Genomic DNA, 14,555 nt, shown 5'->3' with positions numbered 1-14,555 from the left:
TGCTAAGGTAGGAGATAAAAAAATCCCGAGTATTTTTTACTCGGGATTTTTGTTTTATTAATCCTCGTCTATTTCAGTACGAGTTTCAGTAGGTTTTTCACCTTTTTCTATTTTAATAATGAGTTTTTGCTCAGGTTCATTTAAATCCATAAAGATAGCGTCACCTTCATCTAGTTTAGAGTTAACAATTTCTTCAGCTAGTGCATCTTCAATATACTTCTGAATGGCTCTTTTTAATGGACGAGCTCCGTATTGTTTATCAAAACCTTTATCAGCAATATAATCTTTAGCCTTATCGCTTAACGTAAGCTTATAACCTAAATCATCAATACGTTTTAGTAATTTATCTAATTCAATATCAATAATTTTATGAATGTTTTCACGTTCAAGAGAGTTAAAAATTACAATATCATCAATACGATTTAAAAATTCTGGAGCAAAAGATTTCTTTAAAGCACCTTCAATAATACTTTTGGCATGGGCGTCTTCTTGTTCTTTTTTAGAAGAAGTTCCGAAACCAACACCACCACCAAAATCTTTTAGTTTACGAACTCCAATATTTGAAGTCATGATAATAATGGTGTTTCTAAAATCTATTTTTCGACCTAAACTATCAGTTATATGCCCGTCATCTAGGACTTGTAGCAGCATATTAAATACATCAGGGTGTGCTTTCTCAATCTCATCTAATAAGATTACAGAATAAGGTTTACGACGTACTTTTTCAGTTAATTGTCCACCTTCTTCGTAACCAACATATCCTGGGGGCGCACCTATTAAACGAGAAATAGCAAACTTCTCCATGTACTCACTCATATCAATTCTAATTAAAGAATCGTCAGAGTCAAATAACTCACGAGCTAATACTTTTGCTAACTGTGTTTTACCTACACCCGTTGAACCTAGAAAGATAAAAGAACCAATTGGTTTGTTAGGGTCTTTTAACCCAACACGGTTACGCTGTATAGCTTTTACTACTTTGGTAACAGCTTCATCTTGACCAATTACTTTACCTTTTATTAATTGAGGTAATTCTGCTAAACGACTACTTTCTGCTTCGGCAACACGATTTACAGGAATTCCTGTCATCATCGATACTACTTCAGCTACATTATCTTCGGTAACAGTTTCTCTATGTAGTTTAGAATCTTCTTCCCATTGCTGTTGTGCAGACTCTAAAGCTGTTTCTATATTTTTTTCGTCATCACGAAGCTTTGCAGCTTCTTCGTACTTTTGTCCGCTTACCGCTTTAGTTTTGCGTCCTCTAATTTCTTCTAGTTTCGCTTCTAATTCTAAAATTTGTTGCGGAACTACAATGTTTGTAATATGAATTCTCGATCCAGCTTCATCTAAAGCATCAATAGCTTTATCTGGTAAAAAGCGATCAGTCATATAACGGTTGGTTAATTTTACACAGGCTTCAATAGCTTCATCAGTAAAAGAAACATGATGATGCGATTCGTATTTGCCTTTGATATTGTGTAAAATTTGTATGGTTTCTTCTACGGTAGTAGGATCTACAATTACTTTTTGAAAACGACGCTCTAAAGCACCGTCTTTTTCAATATTTGTTCTGTATTCATCTAAAGTAGTTGCACCAATACATTGAATTTCTCCTCTGGCTAAAGCAGGTTTTAACATATTAGAAGCATCTAACGAACCAGTAGCTCCACCAGCACCTACGATGGTGTGAATTTCATCAATAAAAAGAATAATATCATCGTTCTTTTCAAGCTCATTCATTAAAGCTTTCATGCGTTCTTCAAACTGACCTCTGTATTTTGTACCAGCAACTAAGCTAGCTAAGTCAAGAGAAACGATGCGTTTGTCGAATAGAATTCGTGATACTTTTCTATCTACAATACGTAAAGCTAATCCTTCTGCAATAGCAGATTTACCAACACCTGGCTCTCCAATAAGCATTGGGTTATTCTTTTTTCGTCTACTTAAAATCTGAGAAACACGCTCAATTTCTTTTAAACGACCTACAACAGGATCTAACTTTCCTGAAACAGCTAAGGCTGTTAAATCACGCCCAAAGTTATCTAAAACAGGAGTTTTAGATTTTTTAACTTGCTTTCCTTTTTGAGGTTGTTGCCCGTAAGGGTTTGATTTTTCGTCAGCAAATTCATCATCAGAAGGTGTTTCCCCTATAGGAGAAATAAACGAGTCATCATCTACGTGTAGTTCTTTGTACAAGTTTTTAGCCTGCTCATAGTCTACATCATACTTTTGAAGTAATTTAGTAGTAGGATCATTTTCGTTACGCAAAATACATAGTAACAAATGTGCAGTATCTATTGCATTGCTTTGGTATAGTTTAGCTTCTAAAAAGGTTGTTTTTATAGCTTTTTCTGCTTGTCTGGTAAGGTGTAAACTCTTTCTTTGAGGGCTTGAAAAAGATGGGGTTGTCGGATTTAGTTTTTCTAGTTTATTACGCACTAAATCTAAATCAACATCAAAAGTTGTTAATATTTCAATGGCTTTTCCATCACCTTTTCTAATCAAACCCAACAAAAGATGTTCTGTTCCAATAAAGTCATGACCTAGTCTTAAGGCTTCTTCTTTACTGAAAGTAATTACATCTCTAACCTGTGGTGAAAAATTATCGTCCATATATTTATTTTCTATCTCTGTAAAGTTAGTAAGTTTTTTTCTTAAAAATTACAAAAAAGATGCCAATAGTTTTTAACTGACATTCTGACGAGTAAATTAAGAAATTATTGTTTAATATAACATATAAAATTGTTAATAAATAAACGTAAAACAGTTAGTATATTTTTTGTGTAAAACTGAGGGTTGTAGTATCTTGCAATGTTTTAGAAAATGCGGAGAACTAGAAAGCATTTTAAAAAGTGGGTTTTATCAAGTGTAAAATTCACTTTTTTGACGAAAATAAATACTAATATTTTAAAAGAAAATATATGACAGATGGCGAAAAGTTGATTCCTATCAACATTGAAGAGCAAATGAAGTCAGCATACATCGATTATTCAATGTCGGTGATAGTATCGAGAGCGTTACCAGATGTAAGAGATGGTTTAAAACCAGTGCATAGAAGAGTTTTGTTTGGTATGCATGAATTAGGAATTAAATCCACAGGAGCATATAAAAAATCTGCAAGAGTTGTAGGAGAGGTATTAGGTAAATATCACCCACACGGAGACACCTCGGTTTACGATTCTATGGTACGTATGGCTCAAGATTGGAGTGTACGTTATATGATGGTTGATGGGCAAGGAAACTTCGGTTCTGTTGATGGAGATAGCCCTGCAGCGATGCGTTATACAGAGGTGCGCATGCAGAAAATATCAGAAGAGATGTTATCTGATATAGAAAAAGATACTGTAGATCATAAATTAAACTTTGATGATACGTTACAAGAACCAACAGTACTTCCTACACGTATTCCTAACTTATTAGTAAATGGAGCTTCTGGTATTGCAGTAGGAATGGCAACAAACATGGCACCGCATAACTTAACAGAAGTTATTAACGGTACTGTGGCATATATTGATAATCGCGACATTGAAATTGATGAGTTAATGCAACACATCAAAGCGCCAGATTTTCCAACAGGAGGGATTATTTATGGTTATGATGGAGTAAGAGACGCTTTCCATACAGGTCGTGGACGTATTGTAATGCGTGCTAAAGCAACTATTGAAGAAGTTAAGGGACGTGAATGTATAGTTGTTACTGAAATTCCTTACCAAGTTAACAAAGCAGAAATGATTAAGAAAACTGCTGATTTGGTTAATGAAAAGAAACTGGAAGGTATTGCAAGCATTCGTGATGAATCTGACCGTAAAGGAATGCGTATTGTTTATATATTAAAGCGAGATGCAATTCCTAATATCGTTTTAAATAAACTATTTAAATACACACAATTACAAACATCATTTAGTGTAAATAATATAGCTTTAGTTAAAGGGCGTCCTGAACAGTTAAACTTAAAAGAGTTAATCCATTATTTTGTAGAGCATAGACATGAAGTAATTGTTCGTAGAACTGAGTTTGAATTAAAGAAAGCAGAAGCACGTGCACATATTTTAGAAGGATTAATTATTGCTTCTGATAACATTGATGAGGTAATTTCTATTATTAGAGGTTCTTCTAACGCAGATGAAGCACGTGAAAAATTGATAGAGCGTTTTGAATTAACAGAAATTCAAGCACGTGCTATTGTTGAAATGCGTTTACGTCAGTTAACAGGACTAGAACAAGATAAGTTACGAGCAGAGTATGATGAAATTATTAAGACTATTGCCGATTTAAAAGATATTCTTGCAAATGAGCCGAGACGTTATCAAATAATCAAAGACGAACTATTATATATCAAAGAAAAATATGGTGATGATCGTCGTTCTGTAATTGAGTATGCAGGAGGAGATATGCGTATCGAAGATATGATTCCTAACTCTAAAGTTGTTGTTACTATTTCTCATGCAGGTTACGTAAAGCGTACAAATTTAGATGAATACAAGGTTCAGAATAGAGGAGGGCGTGGACAAAAAGGTGCAACTACTCGTAATGAAGATTTCTTAGAGCATTTATTCGTAGGTACTAACCATCAATATATGTTATTCTTTACTCAAAAAGGAAAAGTATTCTGGATGCGTGTATATGAAGTTCCAGAAGGAGGAAAGAATACCAAAGGTAGAGCAATTCAAAACTTAATAAATATCGAGCAAGACGATAAGGTAAAAGCGTTCTTAGTAACAGGTGATTTAAAAGATGAAGATTATATCAATAATCATTATGTTATTATGGCAACAAAACGAGGTCAGGTTAAGAAGACGCCTTTAGAACAATATTCTCGTCCAAGAGCTAATGGTATTAACGCAATAACTATTAAAGAAGGTGATGAGTTACTAGAGGCGAAGTTAACTACTGGAGATAGCCAAGTAATGCTAGCACTTAAATCGGGGAAAGCAATTCGTTTTGAAGAAGCTAAAACACGTCCAATGGGAAGAACAGCTTCGGGAGTTCGTGGTATTACATTATCGCATGAAAATGATGAGGTAATTGGTATGGTTGCTGTTAATGATATGGAAAGTAATATCTTAGTTGTTTCAGAAAAAGGATATGGAAAGCGTTCTAAATTAGAAGATTACCGTATAACGAATCGTGGAGGTAAAGGAGTTAAAACGTTGAATATATCAGAAAAAACTGGTAATTTAGTCGCTATCAAGAATGTAGATGATTCAAACGACTTAATGATTATCAACAAATCAGGACTAACAATTAGAATGGCAGTGGAAGATTTACGTGTTATGGGTAGAGCAACTCAAGGAGTTAAACTGATTAACATTAAAGATAATGATGATATTGCTGCTGTAGCAAAAGTAATGCATGAAAAAGATGAAGAAGAAGATGGCATGGAAATTGAAAATGAAACAAATGATAGTCAAGAACAACAATAAATAAATCATAACAAAAATGAAAAAACAAATCTTAGCCCTTTCTTTAGGATTAATGTCGTTAGGGGCATTTGCTCAAAAATCAGAACTTAAAGCTGCTGAGAAAGCTATAAAAAAACAAGATTTTACAACAGCATTAAATACTTTAAATGCTATTGAAGGATCTTTAATGATGAACGGAGAAGATAAATATAAATCTAAATTTTATTTCTTAAAAGGTAAAGCATTAGCAGCAAAAAAAGATTACAAGAATGCTGGTGAAGCTTTCAATGCTTTAATAGCAATGAAAGAAAACAAGTATACAGATGAAGCTAAGCCTATCTTAAATCAGATGATTCAAGAAGTTTCTAAAAAAGCGGTTGATTTATATAATAATAAAAAGGATTATAAAAATGCAGCTGAAGACTTCTATTTGACATATGTGTTAAGTCCTACAGATACATCTTTTGCTTATAATGCTGCAGTTGCTGCTACCCAAGCTAAAGATTATGATAAAGCGATTGAGTACTATAGAGAATTACAAAAAATAGGTTACACAGGTATTGAAAAGCAATATGTAGCTACAGATAAAACTACAGGAAAAGTTGAAAGTTTTGGAAATGACAAGGCAAGAAGAGACTTAATGGTAAAAACAGGAAACTATGTAAAACCAGACGTAAAATCTTCAGATTCAAAATCAGCAACAATTGTTAAAAATGTAGCTTTAATTTTAAAAGAGCAAGGAAAAACAGATGAGGCTATTGCAGCTTTTAAAGATGCTCGTGCTTCTAATCCAAAAGATTTAAATTTAATTTTAAACGAAGCTCAACTATATGTTGAAATGGGTAAAATGGATAAGTTTGGAGAATTGATGAATGAAGCTGTAGCTTTAGACCCTGAAAACCCAACATTATATTATAATTTAGGTGTTGTAAATTTCAATGAAGGTAGAATGGATGATGCGAAGAAGTATTACACGAAGGCAGTTGAGTTAAAACCTGATTATGCAGATGCTTATATGAATTTAGCAGTAGTAGTTTTAGATAAAGAAAAAGCTATTGTAGAAGAAATGAATAAAAACTTATCAAATTTTAAAAAATATGATGAGTTAGCAGCTAAACAAAAAGAAGTTTATAAGGAAGCAATCCCATTTTTAGAAAAAGCAGATAGTTTAAATAGAAATGTAGATACTGTAAAAACTTTAATGAATTTATATGAGGTGTTAGAAATGAGTAATAAAGCGGCTGAATATAGAGACTTATATAAATCAATGCAATAGTAGTAGATAAATTAGTTATAAAAAAAACCGAAATTTTAGAATTTCGGTTTTTTTTATAACTAATTTATAAGGTAATCTGTAAAACTATTTATTCAACTAAACGCTTAATTACTCTAAGTTTGTGTGTGTGTTGATGTGTATCAATATTATAAATACCGCTATGATCCAACTTGTCAATACGAACTTTTCCATGAGCGTGTATAATGTTGTAATCATTCATAATAATCCCAACATGGGTAATAATACCTTCTTCATTATCAAAAAAAGCTAAATCACCAGGCTCACTTTCCTCAATAAAACTCAAAACTTCACCTTGAGTTGCTTGTTCCTTTGCATCACGTAGAAGGTTGTATCCACATAATTTATATACTGTTTGAGTAAACCCAGAACAATCAATGCCAAAAGGCGATTTACCTCCCCATAAATAAGGAACATTTAAGAATAAGAAAGCGGTTTCTACAATTGCTGATTTTGCTAGTTTACTATTGCATACTTTGCCCTCATATAAAAATGAGGAATTATTAATGTTAATTTTATTGTCTTTAAATAAAGGAAGTCGAGCTCCCATAGGAATAGTAGTTAAATTACTATTATTATCAGTAATAAAATCAATTAATTCACCGGCATAGTGTTTTTTTTCTTTTAATAAAAGACTGTGTACCTCTACTGAAATTTCTTCATATTGTTTATTGTCAACATATCCTTGATAACCATCAAAAGCTAACCGTATTTTACTCCATTTTTTAGTTTTTTCTAAAACTTCAAAGTGCTCACCAAAAACAACTTGATTTACCATTTCTGAAGCATCAGAAGGCTCTGATCGAAGAGGTACAATACTTAAATTACAAATTCCGAAAGACATCTACTGGTTGGGGCTTTTAAAAAAATTATACTCTTTCAATAACCATTGCACTAGCACCACCACCACCGTTACAAATACCGGCAGCACCAATTTTAGCGTTATTTTGTTTTAATATTGAAGTTAAAGCAATAATAATTCTAGCTCCTGAAACGCCTAATGGGTGTCCTAATGAAACGGCACCACCATTAACATTTACTTTATCAGTAGATAATCCTAAGATTTTCATATTTGCTAAACCAACTACAGAAAAAGCTTCGTTTAACTCAAAATAATCAACATCATCAATAGAAACTCCAGCTTTAGCTAAAGCTTTAGGTAATGCTTTTGCAGGAGCAGTTGTAAACCATTTTGGTTCATGAGCAGCATCAGCATATCCTTTAATTTTAGCTAATGGAGTTAAGCCTAATTCAGCAGCTTTATCTGCAGACATTAATACTAAAGCAGCTCCTCCATCATTAATTGTGGAAGCATTAGCAGCAGTTACTGTACCTTCTTTTGTAAATGCAGGACGTAAAGCAGGTATTTTTTCCATTTTTACATTCTTGTATTCTTCATCTTCAGAAAAGATAATAGGCTCACCACGACGTTGAGGTATTTCAACAGGAACAACCTCATCTGCAAATTTTCCTTCGCTCCACGCTTTAGCAGAACGGTTATATGATTCAACTGCAAAAGCATCTTGATCCTCTCTTGAAAATTTATATTCAACAGCACATTCATCAGCACAAACTCCCATAGCTACTTGTTCGTAAGCATCCACTAATCCATCTTTCTGCATTCCATCTTCCATTTTAATAGGTCCAAATTTTGAACCTGTTCTGGCGTGTTGGTAATGAGGAATCATACTCATGTTTTCCATACCTCCAGCTACAACTATTTCGGCATCACCTAAAGCGATAGTTTGTGCAGCTAACATTATAGACTTCATTCCTGACGAACAAACTTTATTTACAGTAGTACAAGGCACAGTATCTGGTATTCCTGCAAAGATTGCCGCTTGACGAGCTGGAGCTTGTCCTAAACCTGCCGAAACAACATTACCCATAAAAACTTCTTCAACCATTTCTGGTTTTAGGTTAATTTTATCTAAAGCTCCTTTAATGGCTATAGCACCTAATTTAGGTGCAGGGGTAGTTGATAATGTTCCTAAAAAACTACCAATTGGAGTTCTTGCAACCGATACTATTACTACTTCTTTCATGTGCTACTATTTGTTAATTTTTTATTTATCCCAATAACCAAAAGTGACTAAAATAACAAAGCTGTTAAGCGCTTAATAATTATTTTCTGCTATTAATTTCATGTATTGGGTGAATTGTATTAAGATTTGTTTTGCGAAAATAACCATTTTATGCCAAGTACTCAAATAATAGAGAAAGGTTATATTTACATTTTATAAAGATCAAAAATGAACGACTTAATTAACAAACTGTACAAAAATAATACTGTAATTTACAAAGCATTATTGTTTTTGATCACGGTAATTGCTATAGTATATTTATTTCCTAAAGGTGGACAGTTTAAGTACGATTTTAGACAAGGAAAACCTTGGCAATATGACAATTTATATGCTCCTTTTGATTTTGCTATTCAAAAAACTACAGAAGAAATAGAAGAGGAAAAAAACGAACTTAAAAATAGTTCAAAAAAATATTTTGTAGTTGATACATCGATTAAAGAAGAGGTAACTCATTCATTTACGAACCAAGTTAAGAGTATTGACTCATTATCAACAAACGTAATTAGAGACATAATTAGAGAAGGAGAGAAGCTTATAAATAAAATTTACGTACATGGTTTTTTAGATGATGCAAGCATTGATAAAGCAGATAGAGAAGATGTGATAGTTTTACGTAAAGGAAACTCCATTGATGATGTTCTGTTTTCAAGGTTAGTACAATCAAAAGATATTTTAAGCTTTTTAAGAACAAATACAGAGGGACTTCAGTACTATAAACAACGCCTGTTAATAAACTATTTGTCAAATAATTTGCGCCCTAACGTAACCTATGATTATAAATACAGTGAAAAGGAGTTAAATGAACGTTTTCAAGGTATTTCTTATGCTAAAGGAAAGGTTTCAAAAGGAGAATTAATTATTTTAAAAGGAGACATTGTTGAAGGAAGGAAATATAATGTCTTAAAGTCGTATGAAGTAGCGTCAAGCTCTAGAATTTGGACAAAATCTAATTATTATTGGATTGTATTCGGATACACAATTTTAGTAGCCTTGGCATTGTTAATGTTATTATTATTTTTAGAAAGATATAGGTTTGAGACTTTTAATGATAACAATAAAGTAACTTTTATTTTCTTCAATATCTTTTTAATGATTTTTGTACAAACTATGGTGGTAAAATACAATTCTGGTTATTTGTACGTAGTTCCGTTAAGTATTTTACCAATTGTACTAAAAGCTTTTTTTGATGCCAGATTAGGTTTATTTACTCATGTACTTACCGTATTGTTGTTAGGATTTATTGTACCCAATAGTTTTGAGTTTATTTACTTACACATTATTGCAGGGATTGTAACTATATTAACGGTTTCTGAACTGTATAAAAGAGCAAGTTTATTTATGTCTATTGGACAAATTACGCTAATTTACATGGTTACTTATTTTGCCTTTTCTATTCTAAAAGAAGGGAATGCAGATAAGATAAATTGGATGTACTTTGGGTTATTTGCAGCAAATGGATTGTTGTCGTTCTTAGCAGTGTTTTTTATCTATTTTTATGAAAAGCTTTTCGGATTGGTTTCTGATGTAACATTATTAGAGCTTTCTAATACAAATTCAAAACTATTAAGAGATTTAAATGAAAAAGCTCCAGGAACGTTCCAACATTCAATGCAGGTGGCTAATTTAGCTGAAGCAGCAGCGAATGAAATAGGAGCGAACTCTATGTTAGTAAGAACAGGAGCTTTGTATCATGATATTGGTAAAATGGTAAAACCAATGTATTTTACCGAAAATCAATCCACAGGAGTTAATCCACATAATGATTTATTACCAGTAGATAGTGCACGTATTATTTTAGATCATGTAATTAACGGAATAGAAATAGCAAAAAAATATAAACTACCGGATAGAATTATAGACTTTATTCGTACACACCATGGAACAAGCGTTACCTATTACTTTTATAAACAAGAACAAGAAAATAATCCAGATGTTAATATTCAGAAGTTTCAATACCAAGGTCCAATTCCGTTTTCAAAAGAAACAGCTATTTTAATGATGTGTGATGCAGCAGAAGCTGCTTCTAAAAGTTTAAAAAATCCGACAGCACAATCGATAGATGTATTAATTGATAGGATTATAGACAAGCAAAAAAACGATAATCAGTTCATAAATTCAGATATTACTTTTAGAGAGATAGAAAAAATTAAAAAAATTATAAAGAATAAGTTAATGAATATCTATCACTTACGTGTTGAGTATCCAGAATAGGTAATTTTTTTAGTGAAAAAATTTGTAGAAACGTATATATAGTTATACATTTGCACTCGCAATTTTTAATTCACGTTTCGACAAGAATTAAGGAGAGGTGGCAGAGTGGTAATGCAGCAGCCTGCTAAGCTGTCATCCTTCGGGATGCCCGGGTTCGAATCCCGGTCTCTCCGCAAAAAGTTGTAGATGACACTAATCGGGGTGTAGCGTAGCCCGGTCATCGCGCCTGCTTTGGGAGCAGGAGGTCGCAGGTTCGAATCCTGCCACCCCGACAAAGAATGGTCGCGTAGCTCAGCTGGATAGAGCATCTGCCTTCTAAGCAGACGGTCACAGGTTCGAATCCTGTCGCGATCACAATAAGCCTTGCTAGAAATAGTAAGGTTTTTTTGTTTTTGTAGGTTTTGTAAGGGTTTCGGGTGGAATTAGGTGAAAATGCTGTTTGCTTAATTTGTAGAAAAACTACTAGAAATTATCAAAAAAAAGGGTGTAAAAAAGGTTGCAGCCTAAAATTAAAAAGGTTGCAGTTTTTCAGACTAATTTTTTAAGTTGTTGTGATAAAATTTTTACAATTATTTACCATAATTTTATGGTTTATGGTAAGAATATGTGTTTTGAAGTATTATTATAAAATTTATATCTTTGTACTTAAGATAAACAAGCACTATTCTACATAGTCAATTTTAACTTGTTTATCATGAAAAATACAAACTACAAAAAAGTAGCGCAAGAACTTTATAAAGAAGACTCACTTTTAAAGGCTTATACTTGTGCTTGGAAATTACAATTATCAGATTTTATACATTGGTATACCGATGTTCAAGGAAAAAGAAGGAAAAGTAAAACCCTGTCTTTTTTTAGTAATCCTTTTTTTTACAATACTTTTTTAATTACGCAATCTTCAGAATGGCTTTTAAACGAAGATGCTATTATGTTATGGGAATATTATTTGGAAAACCAAAAAGATATTCTACTTGAATTTGAACTATATGTAGCGCATAATAATCCATCACTTTTTATACAGGGTTATAAAAATAAATTAACTTTTATTGGAAATAGTATTCGACTAGATAAACTTAAAAAAGAGAACTTACCAATTTCAGTATTGAACGAACTTAATATTTGGTACAAGTTTGATGCTTTATTAACCCAAAAATGGAGTAAAGTTAAAAATGAGATTGAAAATTTACAGCTTCTTCCATATGAATTATGTATGGAAATTTGCGCGTCTTATGAAGCTTTTATCTATCAAAATCCAGATGATAAAATAAAATGGCATAATGCAGGTGAGACCCTGAGTTTACTTTTAGCATTTGTTCAAGATAAATATAGTTTATCAAAAATAGATATAAATAAAGAGAGGCTTTTGGGGGTATATATGAATAGTGTTCGAAAGTTTAGAACGCAAAATATTTTTAAAAAAGCTTATGAATATGTGCTCATAAAAGATAATACATTTAGATATGCTTATGAACCTGGACTTAAAGTTAATTTAGAGGATGATACGTTACGTTTTGAAGAAAGTAGTTCGTTTAATAGGCAATGGGAGTATGATACTCAAAGGTATACTCTTAATGAACAATTATACTATCAGTTAGGAGAAAGGTTGTTCAATCATTTAAATGCTCTTAATAAAATAAAGTATGTAAATGGTAATAAAAGCTTAAATAATCAATTAGGAAACACTAGGAAAAATGCTATTAGACAAGCAATTTATGATTTGGGTATTGTTGACAAAGATTTAAAAAATAATAAGCTACCTACTCTTGACTTCATGATTTCATTTCTTCATGGGATTGCATGGCGTAAAAAAGAAACTATAGAAGAGCCTCTTCATGAAACTGCTCGGGTTAGACGGAATTATTACTGTAATGGAGTTGCAGAGCTATTATTAACAAAAAGAGTTTTAGAATTTATAATAATTAGTGATAAGGACATATTGTACGATGCAGCCAAGTCTTCTGGTATAAACTCTACTCCTCAAGAGTTTCACCAATTAATTGATGCGTTTTGTTTTAACTGGAAAAGCAAAGAGTTTAATCCGTTCAAAATGCCAGTTAGTTTGTTTCAAAAGCCCTTTATAAAAATTGGAAAACATATTGTTTCACCAATTGGTATCATTACAAGTTTTACAGGTTTATTCACAATTTCTGAGTCCATATTAAAAAACTTCAGACCTAGAGATGGTAAAAGAATTGAAGAAATAATTAGAGAAACTTATGATAATAGTGTATGGAAAACATTCCTGTTAGAAGATAATCAGGAGTATGGTGATGTGGATGTTGTTATGGAAGATGATGAAAACATAATTTTTATGCAATTAAAACGTACAACACAAAAAACAAATGTGCTTGAATTGCATAATCAATTACCACAAGACAGAAAAGCTGAAAGACAACTTAAGTTAGCTAAGGAAGTTTATAATGGAGGTAAAAAGTTACACTTGTGGTATGTAACCACTGCATTAGAGAAGGTAGGAACATGGAATAATGAGGTTTATCGTGTTAGTTGTCAAGATTTAATTCATGCCAAACGATTATTAGATTTAGAAGGATTATGTTTTAATAATCTCAATGATTTTATTGAACTTATAGAGTCCGATACATTATATAAGAGTATTTTAGAATAATTTGAATTATAGTTTTTGAAGAGATAGAAGCTTAAATATAAGCTCAATTTTAAACTATCTTTTATGAAAACTAATGAATTTATTCCAAGTGTAAACTTCCACTTATGGGAACCATGTAACATGCGTTGTAAATTTTGCTTTGCAACTTTTCAAGACGTAAAACAAACTATTTTACCGAAAGGACATTTGCCAGAAGTTGACGCGATTAATGTTGTAAGAAAAATAGCAGCTTCAGGTTTTAAAAAAATAACATTTGCTGGAGGGGAACCATTGTTATGTCCTTGGTTGCCTGAGTTAATTAGAACAGCAAAACAATTAGGTATGACCACGATGATTGTAACAAACGGGAGTAGGTTAACAGAGAGCTTTTTAATACAAAATAAAGAATATCTTGATTGGATAGCTTTAAGTATTGATAGCCTTAATAAAGAAGCTAATTTAAAAATAGGTAGAGCAATTGTTGGAAAAAGAGCTTTAAGTGAGTCTTTTTATTATGAAAAAGTTAGTCTAGTTAAAAGTTATGATTATAACTTAAAAATAAACACTGTAGTCAATGCCTATAACTATCGAGACGATTTTAATGATTTTATTGATTTTGCGAAACCTAAAAGATGGAAGCTTTTGCAAGTGTTACCAATCAAAGGTCAAAATGACGCTAAAGTAGATGTTTATTTAATAGATAATAAAAAGTTTGCATCATTCCTCGAAAAACATAAAGCTATTAATTGCTTAGTTCCAGAAACAAATAATGATATAAAGGGGAGTTACGTTATGATAGACCCAGCTGGAAGATTTTTTAGCAATTCTGAGGGTAGGCATAATTACAGCAAACCAATTTTGAAGATAGGTGTTAAAAGAGCTTTAGGTGAAATGGACTACAGTTTTGAAAAGTTCTTGAAAAGAGGTGGTGATTATAATTGGCTATTAATCTAATA

Annotated in this window: 8 protein-coding genes and 3 tRNA genes; 8 read left to right on the top strand and 3 right to left on the bottom strand. The window is 32.1% G+C overall.

The window, feature by feature from the left end; genetic code table 11:
• Positions 1–57 precede the first annotated feature (57 nt).
• Positions 58–2,616, bottom strand: coding sequence for an ATP-dependent Clp protease ATP-binding subunit (locus tag AC3VJB_RS07770; RefSeq protein ID WP_047789771.1), 2,559 nt, complete (start codon positions 2,614–2,616; stop codon positions 58–60).
• Positions 2,617–2,924: 308 nt separating this feature from the next.
• Here AC3VJB_RS07770 and gyrA point away from each other — a divergent pair, with 308 nt between their 5' ends.
• Entirely contained in the window at positions 2,925–5,426 is a 2,502-nt protein-coding gene (gene gyrA, locus AC3VJB_RS07765; protein WP_047789770.1) for a DNA gyrase subunit A, read from the top strand.
• Between the two features lie 16 nt (positions 5,427–5,442).
• Positions 5,443–6,681 (top strand): tetratricopeptide repeat protein, encoded by a 1,239-nt coding sequence (locus tag AC3VJB_RS07760; protein ID WP_437822880.1) that lies wholly within the window; start codon positions 5,443–5,445, stop codon positions 6,679–6,681.
• Positions 6,682–6,769: 88 nt separating this feature from the next.
• Here the strand turns inward: AC3VJB_RS07760 and AC3VJB_RS07755 are convergent, their stop codons facing one another.
• Positions 6,770–7,543, bottom strand: coding sequence for a C40 family peptidase (locus AC3VJB_RS07755; RefSeq protein ID WP_073181379.1), 774 nt, complete (start codon positions 7,541–7,543; stop codon positions 6,770–6,772).
• Between the two features lie 25 nt (positions 7,544–7,568).
• The gene (locus tag AC3VJB_RS07750; protein ID WP_253057014.1) at positions 7,569–8,744 is read right to left on the bottom strand and encodes an acetyl-CoA C-acyltransferase; all 1,176 of its coding nucleotides are present in this window, start codon (positions 8,742–8,744) and stop codon (positions 7,569–7,571) included.
• Between the two features lie 207 nt (positions 8,745–8,951).
• On the opposite strand from AC3VJB_RS07750, the gene AC3VJB_RS07745 reads away from it, so the two are divergent.
• The 6 genes from AC3VJB_RS07745 (at position 8,952) to AC3VJB_RS07720 (ending at position 14,553) form a co-directional block, all read left to right on the top strand.
• Positions 8,952–10,994, top strand: coding sequence for an HD family phosphohydrolase (locus tag AC3VJB_RS07745; protein ID WP_437822877.1), 2,043 nt, complete (start codon positions 8,952–8,954; stop codon positions 10,992–10,994).
• Positions 10,995–11,085: 91 nt separating this feature from the next.
• Positions 11,086–11,167 (top strand) — tRNA-Ser (locus AC3VJB_RS07740).
• A 24-nt stretch (positions 11,168–11,191) separates the two neighbouring features.
• Positions 11,192–11,266, top strand: a tRNA-Pro gene (locus tag AC3VJB_RS07735).
• Positions 11,267–11,274: 8 nt separating this feature from the next.
• Positions 11,275–11,348 (top strand) — tRNA-Arg (locus AC3VJB_RS07730).
• 340 nt (positions 11,349–11,688) lie between these two features.
• Positions 11,689–13,620: a hypothetical protein gene (locus tag AC3VJB_RS07725; RefSeq protein ID WP_497667001.1), complete on the top strand. Its 1,932-nt coding sequence runs from the start codon at positions 11,689–11,691 to the stop codon at positions 13,618–13,620.
• 63 nt (positions 13,621–13,683) lie between these two features.
• Positions 13,684–14,553, top strand: coding sequence for a viperin family antiviral radical SAM protein (locus AC3VJB_RS07720; protein WP_497667000.1), 870 nt, complete (start codon positions 13,684–13,686; stop codon positions 14,551–14,553).
• Positions 14,554–14,555 lie beyond the last annotated feature (2 nt).

Source organism: Tenacibaculum sp. TB-53 (assembly GCF_059716285.2).
Note: the sequence above shows the minus strand (reverse complement) of the source record. Positions and strands in the feature narration are given on the sequence as shown.